Source organism: Arthrobacter sp. AFG20 (genome assembly GCF_002892795.1).
GTDB lineage: Bacteria > Actinomycetota > Actinomycetes > Actinomycetales > Micrococcaceae > Arthrobacter.
Genome location: NZ_PJMC01000004.1, coordinates 296,761 through 313,319, shown reverse-complemented (window position 1 = coordinate 313,319; position 16,559 = coordinate 296,761). Strand labels below are relative to the sequence as shown.

Here is a 16,559-nt window from a genome sequence, read left to right as displayed (position 1 = left end):
TCACTACCACCACAGTCGCCCCTGCCAGAGCCGCTAGCCCAACGTAGGACATCACGCGAAGCTGACGGCGGCGAACATCCCGCCGCGAGTCCCGACCGTACCGGCCTCCCCCACGAGATTCCATAGCGGAGACGCTACGGGCGGAAACTCAAGGAAAGCGCAAGCGAACCTCAAGGTTCGATCAAGATGTACCGGCTTCCAAGCGGAAACAGGCCTAGCCGCCGTCCCCGCGATGACTGGCTGCGTTATGGCCGCGCAACCTTTGGCGCAGTCGCTGAGGGCGCCGGCCATGCTCGGCGTGACGGCCAGGAAGCGGCGGGAGCGGCTCCACCGGCCGCCCTGCCACCGCCTCCACAGCGGGCTTCTGCACAAGGGGCATATCCTGCTGGTCAAGCCAGGAGCGTTCGGGGAGCGGGTCATCGCCAACGATGTTCTGCTCGATGAAACGGCGGATAGCTGCGCTGATTCCGGTCTTCATGACCCAAAACTATGGACGTCTGCGGCCTGCCGATAGCGTAGTCACTACCTGTGTTTCCGGGCATGCGGTACCCGGACGGCAGGCAGTACTCGGCTCAGTGCTGCGCTCGGGTCTCCTGCAGCCGCTTGATGAACCACCGTGACTGCTCCGGCCCGTACGGCAGCACGGGGATGGCCTTGGTGGCGTCTGCGGGGGTGTCGCGGATGGACTGCCGGGCCTGCCGTACCGCCGTGGTCATGGTGTCCGCCATGGTCTTCACGAACCGGTCACTGCACGGTTCGCCGTGGCCGGGCACCAGGAACTCGTAGCGGTGCCGGAGCGCGGAGAGGTGCCGCAGGGCGTCGGCCCACTCCTCCGGATAAGCGTCTTCAAAAGACGGGTGCGAGCCCTGCTCCACGAGGTCGCCGGCGAACAGGGTGGTGGTGGTTCCCACGAGGAGATCGCCATCGGTGTGCCCACGGCCCAGGTAGAAGAGGGTGACAATCTGCCCGCCGAGGTCCACGAGCACCGGCTGGTCCCGGACAATGGCGTTTGGGACCACGATCTCTACATTCTCGCCCTCGCCGGCGGCCATCTCAGGCTCGATCCCGGTGACCTCGCTGCGCTGCGCGTCGCCGTTTTCGCCGATCTCCTCGGCACAGTTCTCGTGCGCCCAGAACTCCTCGACACCGGCCTCCGCGAAGACCGCATTTCCGAAGAAGTGGTCGTAGTGGGCGTGGGTGTTCACGACGACGAGGGGCAGCGGGGTCTTCTCCCGGACGGCGTCCAGGATTTCCTTTCCTTGACGGGGCCCGCAACCGGTGTCGATGACCATGGCCCGCTCGGTCCCCAGGATCAGGCCGGTATTGAGCTTTGAACCTTCAGTCGCCAGCACATAGTTGTCAGTGCCGACATCGAGCCATCGTGACATTCGTTCTCCGTACACCTGGGAAGCATCTGCGGTCTTCAGGCCTCGATTCTACCCATCTGGCAATATCGGGGACTTGGTTTGCCATCAGGGACTTGGTTTGCCGCTCCAGGCGGCGATCACCGGCCCCAGGCCTGAATTTACTCAATGGAAATGCCCTGCTGGGTATGATCTGCACATGGGGACTAAACAACACAGGCACTACTGTGACATTTGCAACGCGATCACCAACCACGTCACGTCGTATAGCGACGACGGCGGCCGCCTACTGGCCTCTGTCCGCTGCAGTGATCATTCGGATACGACGCCATAGGATGCGTTGACCTTCGCCGCCGCAACCGATACGCGACGGCGAAGGTCCGAGAAGGGGTACGGGCGATTTCCGTCCTACAAGTCGGCCAGCAAAGAAGTTGGGGATTCGATTGCGTCGGCCACGAAGCGAAGGAACCCGGCAGCTGTTCCACCATCACAGACACGGTGATCAAAGGTCAGGGTCAGCTCCGTGACTTTGCGGACGACGAGTTCACCGTCGGCCACCCAAGGCTTGTCTATGATCCGACCGATGCCCAGAATCGCCACCTCCGGGTAATTGATGATCGCCGCGGAACCGTCGATGCCGAACACGCCGTAGTTGTTCAGGGTGAAAGTGCCGCTGCCCAGTTCCGTCGGTGTTGCCTTACCCTCGCGAGCGATGGCGGTTAGCCGCTTAATCTCTGCGTCTAGTTGCTTAGCACTGAGCCTGTCCGCGTTTCGGATCGACGGCACCACCAATCCTCGATCCGTTTGCGCTGCGAATCCGAGGTTGATCCCGTCGAACCCCACGATCTCCTGGGACTCCCCGCCTGACGTGTCCTCGCCGCTGACGAACCGCGTATTCAGCACTGGATACTTCTTCAAGCCTGCGGTGACAAAACGGGCGATGAAAGCCAGCAGGCCAGGTGTGTTGTGCGGCTCGGCCTTCTTGAGTCCGACGCGTAGGTCCACCAGCGCGGTGGCGTCCACGTCAACCCACACTGTGGCCTCAGGAATCTCGGAGCGGCTACGGGCCATGTTGGCCGCGACGGCTTTGCGGACACCACGGACGGGAGTGCGGCCGGTGATGGCGAGGCCAGTTCGGGAATCGACCGCGCCGCTGGTCGAATTCGTTGAGACGCGCCTTTCGACAGGCTGGGTTTCGACGGGCACCACCAACGGCTGGCGTTCGGTTTCGATCGGCTCAGCCTTGGCCGGCTTTGTGATAACCGCTTCAACGTCGCGGCGCATGATCAGTCCGCTGTCCCCCGAGCCGTGCACGTGCCCGAGATCGACGCCGTGTTCCCTGGCCATCCGGCGAACGAGCGGTGAGATGACAGCACCCAGTTTGCCCGGGACCCGGGTGCGCGAGAGCAGAGCGTCGTCGGCGGCTGTGGTGAGCTTGGCGTGAGCGCTTTGAGTTCCGACAGGCTCTACCAGCGGCGTGCGGGCTTCACCATGCTCAACCAATGACTGCGCGCGCCGGGGGCGCGTTCGGCGGACGGTTGCAGTGCCGCCGGGGGTTCCATAACCGATGAGGACATTGCCGGAGCCTGCTTTTTCTTCGGTGCGGTAGGTTTCTGCGGCCGCGGATTCTTTGGTTTCCACATGCTCGGTTTCGACAGGCTCAACCAGCGGGGCATGCGTTTCGACTGGCGGCTCGGTGGTTTCGACAGGCTCGACCGGCGATTCCGACGCGGCCACCGAGATCAGGGGTTTGCCGACGTCCATAGTTTGGCCCGGCGCACCATGCAGTTCGGCGACTGTACCGGCGTACGGGGACGGGACTTCAACAACAGACTTGGCGGTTTCCACTTCGGCGATCGGTTGGTCCACGTGAATTTCGTCGCCCACTGCCACAAGCCAGTTCACGAGTTCTGCTTCAGTGAGGCCTTCGCCGAGGTCGGGCAGGAGGAATACCTTAGTTTCCGTCATTTGATCAGTCTTCCCACTGGAGGTCGTCAACGGCGTCGAGGATGCGGTCCACACCGGGCAGATAGTAGTGCTCGAGCTTCGGTGCCGGGTAGGGGACGTCGAAGCCTGTGACCCGGCGGATGGGCGCGGCAAGGTAGTGGAAGCAGCGCTCCTGAACGCGGGCCACGATCTCCGAGGACACGGACGCGAACCCGTGCGCCTCGGCGATCACCACGGCACGGCCGGTCTTCCGGACAGAGGCGGAGACGGTCTCGTCGTCGAACGGCACGATGGTTCGGATGTCGATGACCTCCAGGGAGCGGCCTTCCTCGGCTGCCGCGGCGGCGGCCGCCAGCGCAGTAGGAACGGAGGGACCGTAGGCGATCAGGGTCGCGTCGGTGCCGGAGCGGGCGACGGCGGCGCGACCCTCGGTGGACGTCCCACGATCGGCCTTTGCTTCATAGTCCTCATGAAGACGCTCCAAATCCACCAGGTCCTTGGCCCAGTAGAGCTTCTTGGGCTCCATGAACATCACGGGGTCGTCCGAATCGATGGCCTCGCGGAGCATGGTGTACGCATCGGCCACGGTGGCCGGCGTGTAGACCTTCAGCCCGGCGGTATGTGCGTAGTAGGACTCGGAGGAGTCACAGTGGTGTTCCACTCCCCCGATGCCACCGGCATAAGGAACGCGGATGACCAGGGGCAGCTTCACTCGACCCTTGGTGCGGTTGTGCATCTTGGCCACGTGGCTGACGATCTGCTCGAAGGCAGGGTAGGCGAAGGCGTCGAACTGCATCTCGATGACCGGTCGCATGCCGTTGATGGCCATGCCCACGGCCATTCCGACGATGCCGGATTCCGCCAGGGGCGTGTCGAAGCAGCGCTGTTCGCCGAAGCTCTTCATAAGCCCGTCAGTGATGCGGAAGACGCCGCCAAGCATGCCGACGTCCTCTCCGAAGACCAGGACAGACTCATCCGCACGCATGGCATCGGCCATGGCGGCGTTCAGGGCCTTTGCCATGGTGACCGGCTGCGGCCTTGCCGCCTCCGCAGTGGCCCCGGCCGAGGCGGCTGCCCGGGCCGTGGCGGAACTGATGTTGCCATTCGCCTCTGACGACGTCGTGATGGTGGGGCTCATTCGGGGGCCTCCGTAGGGGTTGAAGTGCCAGCGGCGTCGCGGGCAAGCTCGTCGGCGAGCAACGCTGACTGTTCTTTGAGCTGGGGCGTCGGTGTGGAGAAGACGTACTTGAACAGGTCCTGGGGGTCTACCGGAACATCCTCGCCGAGTCCGTTGCGGAGTTGCGTGGCAACCGCTTCCGCCTTCTCCGCGATCCGGGCTTCGCCGTCGTCATCCAGCAGCCCCCTACCGAAGAGGTAGGTACGCATCCGACTCAGAGGATCCCGGGCCAGCCACTGGGCCACTTCGCTGTCCTGCCGGTAGCGGGTGGCATCGTCGGCGTTCGTGTGGGCCTGCATGCGGTAGGTGTGCGCCTCCACCAGGAGCGGGCCGGAGCCTTCGCGCGCGAGCTTGACCGCGCGGTCCAGGACGGCGAGGAGCGCGACGACGTCGTTGCCGTCTACCCGTTCGCCGGCCATGCCGTAGCCCACTGCCTTGTGCGCAAGCGAGGGAGCGACGGACTGGTGGGCCAGAGGCACCGAGATGGCGTACTGGTTGTTCTGCACGAAGAAGATCACCGGGAGGTGGAAGACGGCGGCGAAGTTCAGCGCCTCATGGAAGTCGCCTTCGCTCGTGGCGCCGTCACCGCACATGGCCAGGACCACGGTGTCCTCGCCGCGGAGCTTGGCGGCATGGGCGACGCCGACGGCGTGGAGCAGCTGGGTGGTGAGAGGGGTGCACTGAATGCCGACCTTGTGTTTCAGCGGGTCGTAGCCGCCGTGCCAGTCACCCCGGAAGATGGTCATGACCTCGATCGGGTCCACCCCGCGCGCCATGACGGCGACAGCATCGCGGTACGTGGGGAACATCCAGTCGCCCTCGGCCAGGCAGAGTGCAGAGGCTACCTGGCACGCCTCTTGCCCGTGACTGGAGGGATAGACGGCCATGCGCCCCTGTCGGACCAGTGCCGAGTTCTGGTCATTGACCCGCCGTCCTACTACGAGCTGCTCGTAGGCCGCGAGGAGTTCATCGTCGCCGGGCAGCGGGTACTCATGGCCGGGTTCCGCGCCCTGTTCGGAGTGATGCTTTAGGTTGCCGTCCTGATCCACCATCTGAATCTGGTGGCGGGCCGGCAGCATATAGTCCTCGGCGGTGATGCCGAACTTGCGCACTGCCTCGGCCGCTGCGCCTGCCAGATATGTATCCCCGGATTGCTCAGGTACGGGTTCAGCCTGCGTCGTCTTGGGGGCAGTGTGGTCTGCGGAGATCGTCATTGGTCCGTCCTTCTGTAGCCACTCTTCACTTTCAGTATCGGCCCGGGCGATGTTTCGTATCTAGTGCCGCCACAAATCGTGGAGAGGTACGTTCATCTCCCCTATTCTGAAAGACAAATCGCAATTGTGAGCCGTGTAACGGGTGGGAGTTGTAGACGAATGGCCGAACCATACGAGGAGGAGCCGTCAGCGGTGCCTATGGACGATGTGGACCGCAACATCATTGCCGAGCTGACAAGGGATGGCCGGATGTCTGTGACGCAGGTGGCCGAGAACGTCCACATTTCCCGGGCACACGCCTACACGCGGATAGCGCGGCTCACTGGCCAGGGTGTGCTGACGAAGTTCACGGCCCTGGTAGATCCGATAAAGGCCGGCCTGAAGTCCTCCGCATACGTGACGCTTAAGGTTCAGCAGCACTCGTGGCGGGAACTCCGGGAACAGCTTCGGGCCATTCCCGAGGTGCATCACATCGCCTTAGTGGGCGGGGACTTTGACGTCATACTGCTGGTGCGGGCCATGGACAACGTACATCTGCGGCGGGTGATCTTCGATCAGCTGCAGTCCATGCCCGGGGTGCTGGATACGCAGACGTTCCTGGTGTTTGAGGATGTGGATACCCGGTGATGAAGTTTAGGTGAGACAAGTTACAGTTTGGATGAAGGCGAGTCGCCGCGAAACAGGATCAAGTTAGCTGCTGCCTGTTTGAACAAAGCCCTCTTCCTGTCGTTCTTGACCGCCTAAACAGTGAAATACAACTTCGCAGCGAAGATCCATGAGGAGTAATGCCATTCGTTGGATTCTCGCGGCACCACACCAGCCAACGTCACATGGGACAAGATGGCGACAGCCAAGGAGACATCCCTGGAACCTGCTACCTGAACGGCCGCTGCGGCATCGTGGTGCTGAAAAGAGGGCATGGCCGAATTTTGGATTCGTAGCGACCCAGCAAAGCAAACAATCAGAAACCCCTGATGTGGAATAACTCCTGCTCCTGGCCGGGCGCTGGCGAACACTGCCGGAAGCCCTGCTCGGTGTCGAGGGCATCCATCAACTCGGTCACGACAACCGAGACCGGCCTGCTGCTGCGTGTGGCCGAGCAGGAGAGCCAGCATGCGCACTAGCAGCGCAGGAGACAGACATATACCCCGTCGCCGGTCGGGCAAAACTGACTGGCAATTGAGGAGATCTGCCTCGGGCAGGAAAATACTACCCTTGTCCAAAAGCCGAAAAAGCACCGTCAGTGCGGACTTTGGACTTGCGAACGCCTCTAAAACGCTTGCTCGCCGTGGACACTCTAAAAAGTAGTGATTCTCTCTGGCGTGAGTCGCCCCCTGACAAGGTCAGCCACGCTCATTGCGTTTCCCTTAAGTCGCGCTCGGCGTGCTCCCTTAGAATCTCCACTTAGGGCTCCTCGAAGATTCGCAAGCAGCGGCCTGAAAATCAAGACTGCCGCGTTCGCCGACTTGATTGACCCTTTTCTCCACAAATATACGGGATTCGTGATCTGGGAGTAGCCGAAACGCAAATGCTGTGTTCGGCCGCCAGATGGCGATCCATGGTGAACGCCAAAGCATGTGAACTCGCGTACAAGAGCGCCCCGTTGTGCCAGGCGCTTAGAGAAGTCGAGATCTTCAAGCCAGGAGTAAAGCGGAAGTCGTTCATCGAATCGGAGGTCCGTCGCAGCATTTAGGCGGACAGCAAAATTGCATCCATACAGCTTGGCTACTTTAGTCGAGATTTCGCTGGGGCTTTCAAAGCTCAGAACGAAGGCTTCATCCGCCTCAGGAAAACTCACAGGCCTACCAGATCCGGCACCATCGAGCAGCACATTGCCCGTGAGACCAACAATCTCCCCGCTCACCGCGAAGGCGGAAATGGCATTTTCTATGTAGTCATTCCGCAATGTCATATCATCGTCGAAGAAGAAAACAAAGTCCGTGTCCGACGGGACATGATCCAAGGCGGCATTCCTTTGCGCACTGGCGCCTCGTCGACCAATAATGGTCACCACCCAGCCGACGTATCCCTCGATTCCCGCGCAAAGGTCTTTGGCTTCAGGCGCGGAAACTAGCACAACATCGGGACGAACTGTCTGTTGGCTCAAATCGCGAATCAACCGCGCAAGGTGGTCTTGGCGGTTGACGGTGGCGACGATAACGGCGGTTTTCAATATGGTTGCTCCCAAATATCTGCTGTGCTCCTAGTATCCGTCATCAGCATGCGGAACTAGTTCTGTCGAGGAGTTGACATAGGCCCGTCAGATGTGCCGCGAACGCACGCTTCGAGAGCGAGTGAGCGGCAATAAGCTGTCTTCAGGACCTTTATGAGGTCCCGGCCGCGTGTTACCGCGAACGGGCAACAAGGGCGGCTAACGAATGGATCCCTCCGGGCGCCAACCGTTGCTCGGAAAGCCAGGTCCTTGCCCAGACGGTATAATTCTCTGGACAGCACGAATATTGCCGTTCTGGTGCCACGCCTCGCGGCAGGTCCCAGTAGCCGATTCAGGGGGGCTCCGGTTTGGACCTACGCGACTATCTGCGGATTCTAAGACGCCACTGGCTTGTCGTCATCTCCGTTTCGCTCATTGGGCTTTTGGTTGGCGGCCTAGTGTCGATAGCAGTCAAGCCGACGTATACGTCAGACACGCAGCTTTTTGTAGCCATTCAAAGTTCTGGAAGTGTGTCAGAACTTCAACAGGGCAACACTTTCAGCCAGGCACGGGTACAGTCCTACGTGAAGACGGTGACGACTCCAATCGTTCTCCAACCCGTTATCGACAGCTTGGGTTTGGCCGTTGAAGCGGACGAGCTCGCAGCCCGAATAAGGGCCACAAGCGATGCAAACACCGTATTGATCAACATCTCAGTAGCGGATGCTTCTCCGGTTCAAGCTGCAGCCATCGCGCAGGCGACGGCCAGTAGCCTCATCAAAGCGATTGACAACTTGGAGAAGCCAAAAACAGGCGGTTCCTCACCCGTGAGTCTTTCCGTGGTAGCGCCGGCAGAGGCAGCGGCATCGCCCTCTTCCCCCAACACGCGGCTGAATCTCCTCCTAGGCGCCGTCCTGGGGCTGGCGCTTGGCGTCGCCGCAGCGATACTCCGAACCACGTTGGACAACCGTATTAGGGGGGAGGTTGATCTCCGAAAAGTAACCGACTCCCCGCTCTTGGGCGGTATCTCATTTGATCAAGACGCGGTCAAGGAGCCGTTGCTCAGTCAAGCGAAGCCGCAAAGCCCGAGAGCTGAGTCCTTTCGCCAGCTGCGCACCAATCTTCAGTTTGCCAATGTTGCAGGCCACGCGAAGACCGTGCTCATCACATCGTCGCTACCCGGGGAGGGTAAAAGTACAACCGCCGTAAACCTTGCTATTGCCCTGTCCCAGGCAGGGCAGACGGTGTGCCTCATTGACGCCGATCTTCGTCGGCCAGCCGTTGGCGACTATCTGGGATTGGACCGCAACGCTGGGCTGACGACGGCACTAGTGGGTATTTCTGATGTAAATGATCTACTTCAACCCTGGGGCGACGAAAATCTGTTCGTACTAACATCCGGACAGATTCCGCCAAATCCATCCGAGCTACTTGGCTCGGAGGAAATGAAACGTCTAATTGATCGTCTCGAGCACGCATTTGATGCGATTATCATCGATGCACCTCCGCTGCTTCCGGTGACTGATGCAGCGGTTCTATCCCAGCACGTCGGCGGAGTGGTGATGGTCGTGGGATCACGAAAACTCCGGCATCAAGACTTGGAAAAGTCCTTCAATTCCCTCCAAATGGTCGGGGCAAACGTACTCGGAATCGTGATGAACCGCTTGCCGGCTAAGGGGCCTGACGCCTACTCATACAGTTACTACTCGTCGAGTGAGAAACATGGTGCAGCCCAAGCAACAACACGAAAGCGGCCGCCGCGAGGCGAATCAGCGGGAGAATTTGCAGGGGCCACCACAGACAGCGGCGACCGACCCGCCGGAGTGTTTCCCTCGCGACGGGCTGGTCGTTCTTAATGTCTAATATGTTTATGTCGAGCCCACGGGACGCTGCTGGATAGATTGAGTCCACCTCTAGGACACCGCTGAAATAATGGCCGCGACGGTCGGCTCGACCGGTGGGGCTGGTGGTACAGGGGGCGGTTGTTTCTGGATTCCATAATGGGACCTGGTCCCGTCGCGGTGGGCCCGACCTTCGGTTCTGGCTCCGGTGATCGATTCCGTGCTTGTGCGGCAGGCTTTGCAGGCTCTCTGATTTCGAAACCGAGGAGGCGTTAAGGTTTGACCTGGGGTGGAAGCCCGCGTGCGGATACGGGCTGACCAATACGCATTCCACCCGAGCACGCTGACGTATTGGCGCCGTTGTCTGAACCGCCTCCGGGAACCCGCATCGGACCATGGAAGCGATCGCGGAAGTCATCGCCTACACCGAGATCCTGAAGTCCAATCGGCGGGCAGTGGATTCAATACTCCTGAACGACGCGATCGCAAGGCTAGACACCATCATGTAATCGATCGCCGTGGTCCAGCGCTTCGGCCACGAAATCTCCGGCGGGCAGGAGTTGATGGCCGCCTGCGCTACCGGGTATGACCACACTCCTACCGACAAACCGGACACTGCTTGAGACTCCTGGCTGCAACTGCGGATCGCGGGCCTGAACCTGCGCGAACTGCTGAACCTCGGGCTCTACGAGAATAACGGAACCTGGGCACGGGCCTGAACGACAACCACCACACCTGCCCCGCCAGCAGAAGCCCTGTGAGGCGCCCGCGAACCTTCACGGACGCTCCAGCCAACTCCAACTGGATCCCCACTGGACCCGAACCTCATGCTCACATCGCGGGGGCGACACTTCCTGTCCATTCAATTAGGGGACAAAGCCGGTCTTTAGGAGCCCTATAATTAGGGCATTCACTTCTTGCTCTTGGGGGACTGTTTGCGTCGTATCATCACGGCTGCCATGGCGGCCGCCGCCCTTGCCGTCACGACCGGCTGCGTTCAAGAGCCGCCCCCCGTCTCTGACCGGGTAGCCGAGTACTACGAGAACCACAAGGACTTGCAGCCATTGGCCTCTGATGAGCGCCTAGAGGCTGTCTTTCTTGGTGATTCGTACACGCAGGGCACTGGTGCGTCTGCGCCTGCTAACCGCTGGGTCAACCGTGTCGCGGCGGCCATGGACTGGCGCTTCGTGAACCTGGGGCGCGGCGGTACTGGTTATCTCGCTACCGCGGGCATGGCGGGTTGTGGGCTGGAGCACTGCACCAACTATGAGGGAATGATCCCTGCCGCCGTGGCCGAGTCGCCGGATATTGTTTTCATTGCCGGGGGTCAGAATGACTTCACGGCATTCAACGAAAGCCGCGGGGCGGTCGTCAAATCCATCGAGAACACCTTCGCTAGCATCCGAGCCAAGTTGCCTAAGGCGAAGATCATTGCTGTTGGCCCGTCCACGCCTTGGGGCGTGAACCCCGATGTGGAAACTTTCGACAAGCTCGTCCAGGACGCCGCCGCATCGGTACAGGCCCAGTATGTCAGCCTCATCAAGCCGGACATCATTGTTGACAGCATGGTCCTTAAAGACGGCGGTCTTGTCAACGACGCGGGCCACAAGGCGATAGCGCTTCGCGTTATCGCCGCGCTCCGCTAAGACCCTACATGGCGGGTGTTGATGCCGGGGAGATGTGTTCCACGAGTCCCTTGTTCTCTAAAATCGTGGGGTGTGGTCCGTCTGCCACGAGGTAGAAGTCGCGGTTTCCGTCGGCTTTGGGTGCTGACCGCCGTGTAACACGCCATTTCGATGGTGGCGGAGCTAGTCACGAACGATATGACGATCGGCCAAGCTGCGGCCTGCGCCGTGCCACCTGACTTCAGTTCCCCATATAGGGCGACGTCGTGTTGAGCCGCCGTTGCCGGAATAGTAGGAGCCGGAGCCAAACCGGAAGTTCGGGGTAGGACACTCGTCCCAGTTGCGGGATTGTGATCCGCTGCCGAGGATGGCGGGCTTGTACGTGACCGGGCTGGACAGTGCCGTGGCATCGGGAGTGGAGTACGCGATAGTGGGTAGGTTGTCCGCGGGTTGCGCGTGAACGGCTCCCGGACGTAGTTCGTCATCCAGTCGTACTTCGCGTCAGCTTGCCTAGGAGCGGCTGCGCTTGGGCAAAATGCCTAGCCGGCCACAGGCATTAGTGCCGTTTTTGTGGCGCCGTTCCCGGTCACTGCTGCGGCAATCGCGGTGTCTGCGGGGCGCTGACGAGGGCCGCGCTGTTGGCGGCTGCGGTCGACCCGGCGGTCGCGGTCACCTGTGCCGGCTGCGGCGTCTGCTACAATACTGGCGGCACCTTCGGATGCTGCTGCTGCCGCGTCAGCGCCCGCGGTTCCGGTTGCTGCCCGTGCGTTAAGGGCTACCTGCTTTATGCCCCCTCGTACGAGGCCAGCCCTCGGTGCCGTCATCGGCCTCCAGGACCCGGCACGCCAGGACCGCGCGATCGGGCTCCAGACGCTGGCCGACCACGACCAGGCCGAGCTTATCCAGGCGGCAGAACGTGGTCAGGTCAGGGCCGCCGAAGGTAGCGTCAGGCACGTCGAGGTCTTCCAGATGGGCGGCATAGGAATCTCCATCCTCTGAAGACCTCGACACTTACCCCGGGACCGACGCGCCAGCCACCATCCACCAGCGACTACACCCTCAATAGTGAAGAGCCGGTTTAACCTGCCGTGCACAGGTAACCTTCACAGGGCGTGATATTAATCGACGCGGCAGGACACGCACCTTCTACCGGTGTTCCGCTGAAATGCCCTCTTCCGCCGCGGCTAGCCAGCTGGAGAAAGATTCGGGACGATCATCTTCCCAAACCATTGAGTGAGGCATATACGCATTCCCGCCGTTCATTACAAACATTGGCACAGCTCCGAGGAACGCTCCCCATGCGGAAAAAGTCGAACGGCTACCCACGACCCCACACGCGCCAGCGATGATGAAAATTTCATCCAATGCGTTCTTGGCGGCGGTCCGACGAACTTTTGGCAACCGAAGCAATGGTTCCAATTCCTCATCTGTTCCATCAGACGAGACGAAAATTGGAATCGCAGGGTACCGCGCATGCAGTTTGACGGCTTGATCGGTGTACCAGGAAAGTGGAGTCGCCGTGTTATTTGCAGAAACTTGCTTCGCCTCCGGTGATGAACGTGCGAAGTCGCCCAAGCGGATATGGAAGCTAATATACGGAGCTTCGATCGCGGGCGACAGTTGGTCCGGACGACAAAGCGAACGTATGTACGTTTGATAATACTTGCCTGGCTGCTCGAGTGGACTAAAATATCCGTCCATTCCTTTCACCACTTGGACGTCCTCAATTAGCCGCCTTGCAAAAGGAACGCGCTCCGACGCTGCGACGCAAAGCTCGACGCCTAGTGCGTAGAGCCGCTTTCGGACGGGTGATGGAGAGAAGATCTTCCAGTATTGCCTTGAATCCAGTTCCCGGCGGAGCCAAGGGCCTATACGTATCTGCATCCACCGAGGTGGGAGCATCTCGGCATCCTCAATTCGTGCGATGTCAAAGGCGCGGAGTACTGGAAAGAGTTCGTTTCCTAGTCCTGCTCGGCCGAGCATTGGGAATATGAGAGTCTTATTATTCACAGAGTTGTAATCCTTTTACGTCCCAATTGAAGCGCCGCCTTCTTTACGTTTTTCTTGGCCGAAAAGCGGAGGACCAGCCAAGATGCGGAGAAGAACGCGATATCGCGCAGCAGGGCAGCAATCGCCGCGCCCAAAGCACCCCAAAGCCAACCACCAATCATCAGAAGGGAAACCGCGAAGATGGCGCAGCCTGTCCAAATGATTGCAACTGCGCTCTGACTTCCCTGCCCGGTAAGCTGCTGCATCGCCACCCCGCCTAAGCACGAGAATAAACCCGCCACGATGCAGATTTGAAATGGCATGACGTCGGCGATCTCCGCGCCAAAGCCCAGCCTGATTAAGTCTCGCGTGAACATTAGTGCGGGGATGGCCAACACACCGTAGGAGCAGAAAACTGCCATGGATGTCCAAGACCCAATTGAGCGCCGCTCCGAGTCGGAAGATGCTCTCGCCGTAAATGCCACCAAGGCACCAGCCGGAATGAGTGCACCTGTAGTCAGTGCGTTCTCTACTTGGCTGGCAAGTCCGTACGTTCCAAGGGCCGCGGCTGTTGTAACAAGGGAAACCGCAACCGTATCACTGCGGTTCATCATCGTATTGGCTATCCCACCAAGCCCGTACTTCCATGTGTGTCTCGGCCTTAGCAAATGACTGGCATCCCCAAGATCAGAGATGGGAAGGAAAACAAGGAAATACTGAACAGCCGCGATCACCAACTCAACGGTCCCCAAGAAGAAAACAAACCAGAACGGTCCGGCACCTATATTCGCAAGAATCATCATTCCAAGGACGGATCCGGCGCGTAAAGCGCCGTTGAGGGCGGCTGTCGATTTAAATCTTCCCGCGCCGTAAGCAAGCTGAGTCATGACCAAGGCAGCGTAGTAGCCGACCGAATAGATGACTATCGACGCTGACCACAAGCCAAAGTCACCTAACGATCCCGTTGCGCTGAGCACCGCAAGCGCTCCACCTACGCCAAGTGGGATCAACACGGCGAGTCGGAGTACTACCGGGCTCAACACGGATGTCTTCTTGGCCATGGAACCCTGGGCCGCCAGCCTGAGGACCTGAGTCGAAAGACCCATGTCTACAAGGGTGGCAACCAACAATCCCGCTGAGACAATCGAAATGGTCAGCCCTGCTCCGGGAAGACCATGAAGCCGCGTAATGATGGCCAGCAGTGCCAAAGTCTGGACTTTAGACCCGAGTGATGCAGTCACCGTCCATACACCCGAGATGATCCCTACAGAAGAGAACTTTTTATAAACGCGAGCCAGCATATCCATCCAAATTCAAAACAAGGGGCCGATCTTCACTGTTATTTCATTTTGGAGCGATTCGGCCCGTTCAGCGACTCAGAGACGAAGTCGACAAGGCACGAGCGCCGACTCCGCCCGCGTCCATCAGGATTGAGACACCCACGATCAGGGGCCGGTCTGCGGCCCGAGCCAACTGGCGGCTAGAAGTCAAGGACGTCCGCCAGTAAAGACTACACGGCATACAACCCAATAGCCGCTTGCTCTGCCTGTTGGCCAGCTTTGCTGCTTCACCCACGTGGTCGCATTTCGGCGTCATACTTCTGACGGTGTTGCAGCAGCCATGACATGACCCTTCTGCCGACTCCGGTCCTTCGCTGCCAGGGATTTCCATGCTGCTACCGGTGGGTCTCGAGCCGGCAACTGGTGAAGTCGGGCGCACAAATTCGTGTAGATTGCAAGTCAACATCTTGAACAACATGCGGCGCATCAGCCGCGAGCCTGCCGAGTACCAACTAATGACCCGAAAGTGCAATGACTTGATCAACCCCTCAGAGCGCCCTGGAACTCGTCCCGCAGTTCCACTGGATCACGGTTTTAAACAGCTCAGGACGATTAGTTTCCTGAGAGGGCTCAGCCGTTCATCGCGGCAAAGGCGGTCAGCGCAAGGCGGCATGCACGCGCCTTCGATTTTCTGGGTAACCAACCTTGCCGCCCCTTATCGCCTCCCAGTCTGGCGTCATCTCGCGAAGCGCCACGAACTAACAATCGGACTCTTGGAATCGAATGCGCGCCTCCAGCAGGATTCTGATGCCAATCGTGGATCTGATTGGCTGCACCACGACGACCAAAAGGTCGCGTTCCAAGAACTTCCAACCTGGAAATTCCGGCGCGGCGAATCGCGCTACTACGCGCTGGCGAGCATCACCTCAATTGGGACCATTCGAAATTTCGATGTCGTGCTATTCGGGGGATGGGAATCACCCGCCTATTGGAGTCTGCTCGCTGCAGCCGTCGTCCTTCGAAAAGGACGCGTGGGGTTCTACGAGAGCCCGTCCAGCACGATGACCTACGCCTCGGGATTCATCGCCTGGCTGCGCAAGAGCTTCTTTCGTTCCATGAACGTCGTTGTCGTACCCGGACGGGCTGCAGCCGAGGCGGTGCTTGGAATGGGTGTTGACCCGAGCCGGATAATGCAAGGATTCAATGCCGTGGACGTAAATGAGTTCCACAGTGCGTCCCTCGCCCGCATGGAAGACTCTGGGGCTGCCGACACCCACCACCGATACTTGTACGTCGGACAATTGATCGAGCGTAAACGCGTCGACGCCATCGTCAAGGCATACGCAGAGATAGCCACAACCAGTGACGAACTGACAATCGTTGGTACGGGAGCCATGCGAGAGGAACTCATCATGGCGGACCGCAGAGGCGCATCAATCTCGTTCATCGGGCAAGTGGAGAACAGGGAGATTCCCAAGATAATGGCCCGCCACCAAACGCTCATTCTAGCTTCACAACAGGAAGTTTGGGGGCTCGTGGTCAACGAGGCTCTCGCAGCTGGTATGCATGTTGTCGTCACCGACAATTGTGGCGTCCTGCCCTCCGTCGTGGGTATGAGGGGAGTCTATGTAGCAAAAAGTAGTCTGGTCGACCTCCCAGAGCAGCTACGAAATTCTCGAGCGGACTGGGCAGGTAGAATCGAGAAACCAGAGATCTTGCAACACACGCCAGAGCGTTTTGCTGAGGTCTTTGAAGCGGCTTTCGCCGCAAGCGTTCGATAGGGCGGACAATGAAGGTCGAATACCGGGGGGAAGGACGCTCTCAGAACATGACAACTGATCGCCATTTATCAAAATTTACAGGAGTTGGCTACGACAAGGGCAGGCCACTCCTGACACAGGCGCTCTGGATCGCGACGTCCGCCTTTTTGGTAGAGAGGATCTGGTGTCCTCCCCGCTTACGTACAGCAA

12 protein-coding genes and 1 pseudogene are annotated in these 16,559 nt (G+C 59.8%); 5 read left to right on the top strand and 8 right to left on the bottom strand.

Going from position 1 to position 16,559, the window contains the following annotated elements:
- Positions 1–572: 572 nt before the first annotated feature.
- The 4 genes from CXZ05_RS06840 to pdhA form a co-directional block, all read right to left on the bottom strand.
- Positions 573–1,388 carry an MBL fold metallo-hydrolase gene (locus CXZ05_RS06840; RefSeq protein WP_102971852.1) on the bottom strand — a complete coding sequence of 272 codons (816 nt, stop codon included), beginning with the start codon at positions 1,386–1,388 and terminating at the stop codon, positions 573–575.
- Positions 1,389–1,772: 384 nt separating this feature from the next.
- The gene (locus CXZ05_RS06835) at positions 1,773–3,332 is read right to left on the bottom strand and encodes a dihydrolipoamide acetyltransferase family protein (RefSeq protein WP_102971851.1); all 1,560 of its coding nucleotides are present in this window, start codon (positions 3,330–3,332) and stop codon (positions 1,773–1,775) included.
- 4 nt (positions 3,333–3,336) lie between these two features.
- The gene (locus tag CXZ05_RS06830) at positions 3,337–4,449 is read right to left on the bottom strand and encodes an alpha-ketoacid dehydrogenase subunit beta (protein ID WP_102971850.1); all 1,113 of its coding nucleotides are present in this window, start codon (positions 4,447–4,449) and stop codon (positions 3,337–3,339) included.
- Positions 4,446–5,702 (bottom strand): pyruvate dehydrogenase (acetyl-transferring) E1 component subunit alpha, encoded by a 1,257-nt coding sequence (gene pdhA / locus CXZ05_RS06825; RefSeq protein WP_102971849.1) that lies wholly within the window; start codon positions 5,700–5,702, stop codon positions 4,446–4,448. The genes CXZ05_RS06830 and pdhA overlap by 4 nt, the downstream gene beginning before the upstream one ends.
- A 159-nt stretch (positions 5,703–5,861) precedes the next feature.
- Between pdhA and CXZ05_RS06820 the strand changes: the two genes are divergently transcribed.
- Positions 5,862–6,329: an Lrp/AsnC family transcriptional regulator gene (locus CXZ05_RS06820; RefSeq protein ID WP_102971848.1), complete on the top strand. Its 468-nt coding sequence runs from the start codon at positions 5,862–5,864 to the stop codon at positions 6,327–6,329.
- Positions 6,330–6,676: 347 nt separating this feature from the next.
- Entirely contained in the window at positions 6,677–6,826 is a 150-nt protein-coding gene (locus CXZ05_RS23255; protein ID WP_219726539.1) for a hypothetical protein, read from the top strand.
- A gap of 173 nt (positions 6,827–6,999) precedes the next feature.
- Here the strand turns inward: CXZ05_RS23255 and CXZ05_RS06815 are convergent, their stop codons facing one another.
- Positions 7,000–7,890, bottom strand: a complete 891-nt coding sequence (locus CXZ05_RS06815; RefSeq protein WP_102971847.1) for a glycosyltransferase family 2 protein — start codon at positions 7,888–7,890, stop codon at positions 7,000–7,002.
- A 332-nt stretch (positions 7,891–8,222) separates the two neighbouring features.
- Between CXZ05_RS06815 and CXZ05_RS06810 the strand changes: the two genes are divergently transcribed.
- Positions 8,223–9,710, top strand: coding sequence for a polysaccharide biosynthesis tyrosine autokinase (locus tag CXZ05_RS06810; RefSeq protein WP_102971846.1), 1,488 nt, complete (start codon positions 8,223–8,225; stop codon positions 9,708–9,710).
- 944 nt (positions 9,711–10,654) lie between these two features.
- Entirely contained in the window at positions 10,655–11,341 is a 687-nt protein-coding gene (locus CXZ05_RS06805; protein ID WP_146033065.1) for an SGNH/GDSL hydrolase family protein, read from the top strand.
- A gap of 777 nt (positions 11,342–12,118) precedes the next feature.
- On the opposite strand, the pseudogene CXZ05_RS06800 reads toward CXZ05_RS06805, so the two are convergent.
- From CXZ05_RS06800 to CXZ05_RS06795, 3 genes and pseudogenes are all read right to left on the bottom strand, one after another.
- Positions 12,119–12,274 (bottom strand): annotated as a pseudogene (locus tag CXZ05_RS06800) (ISL3 family transposase); the annotation flags it as partial.
- Positions 12,275–12,466: 192 nt separating this feature from the next.
- Entirely contained in the window at positions 12,467–13,030 is a 564-nt protein-coding gene (locus CXZ05_RS22805) for a hypothetical protein (protein WP_146033064.1), read from the bottom strand.
- Positions 13,031–13,326: 296 nt separating this feature from the next.
- Entirely contained in the window at positions 13,327–14,616 is a 1,290-nt protein-coding gene (locus CXZ05_RS06795; RefSeq protein WP_102971844.1) for a lipopolysaccharide biosynthesis protein, read from the bottom strand.
- 746 nt (positions 14,617–15,362) lie between these two features.
- Between CXZ05_RS06795 and CXZ05_RS06790 the strand changes: the two genes are divergently transcribed.
- Positions 15,363–16,370 carry a glycosyltransferase family 4 protein gene (locus CXZ05_RS06790; protein WP_180987307.1) on the top strand — a complete coding sequence of 336 codons (1,008 nt, stop codon included), beginning with the start codon at positions 15,363–15,365 and terminating at the stop codon, positions 16,368–16,370.
- Positions 16,371–16,559: the final 189 nt, after the last annotated feature.

What these genes read in the sequence shown, in the direction of transcription:
- CXZ05_RS06840 (WP_102971852.1), bottom strand. Translation starts at nt 1,388, where the DNA reads ATGTCACGATGGCTCGATGTCGGCACTGACAACTATGTGCTGGCGACT.
- CXZ05_RS06835 (WP_102971851.1), bottom strand. Translation starts at nt 3,332, where the DNA reads ATGACGGAAACTAAGGTATTCCTCCTGCCCGACCTCGGCGAAGGCCTC.
- CXZ05_RS06830 (WP_102971850.1), bottom strand. Translation starts at nt 4,449, where the DNA reads ATGAGCCCCACCATCACGACGTCGTCAGAGGCGAATGGCAACATCAGT.
- pdhA (WP_102971849.1), bottom strand. Translation starts at nt 5,702, where the DNA reads ATGACGATCTCCGCAGACCACACTGCCCCCAAGACGACGCAGGCTGAA.
- CXZ05_RS06820 (WP_102971848.1), top strand. Translation starts at nt 5,862, where the DNA reads ATGGCCGAACCATACGAGGAGGAGCCGTCAGCGGTGCCTATGGACGAT.
- CXZ05_RS23255 (WP_219726539.1), top strand. Translation starts at nt 6,677, where the DNA reads ATGTGGAATAACTCCTGCTCCTGGCCGGGCGCTGGCGAACACTGCCGG.
- CXZ05_RS06805 (WP_146033065.1), top strand. Translation starts at nt 10,655, where the DNA reads ATGGCGGCCGCCGCCCTTGCCGTCACGACCGGCTGCGTTCAAGAGCCG.
- CXZ05_RS06795 (WP_102971844.1), bottom strand. Translation starts at nt 14,616, where the DNA reads ATGGATATGCTGGCTCGCGTTTATAAAAAGTTCTCTTCTGTAGGGATC.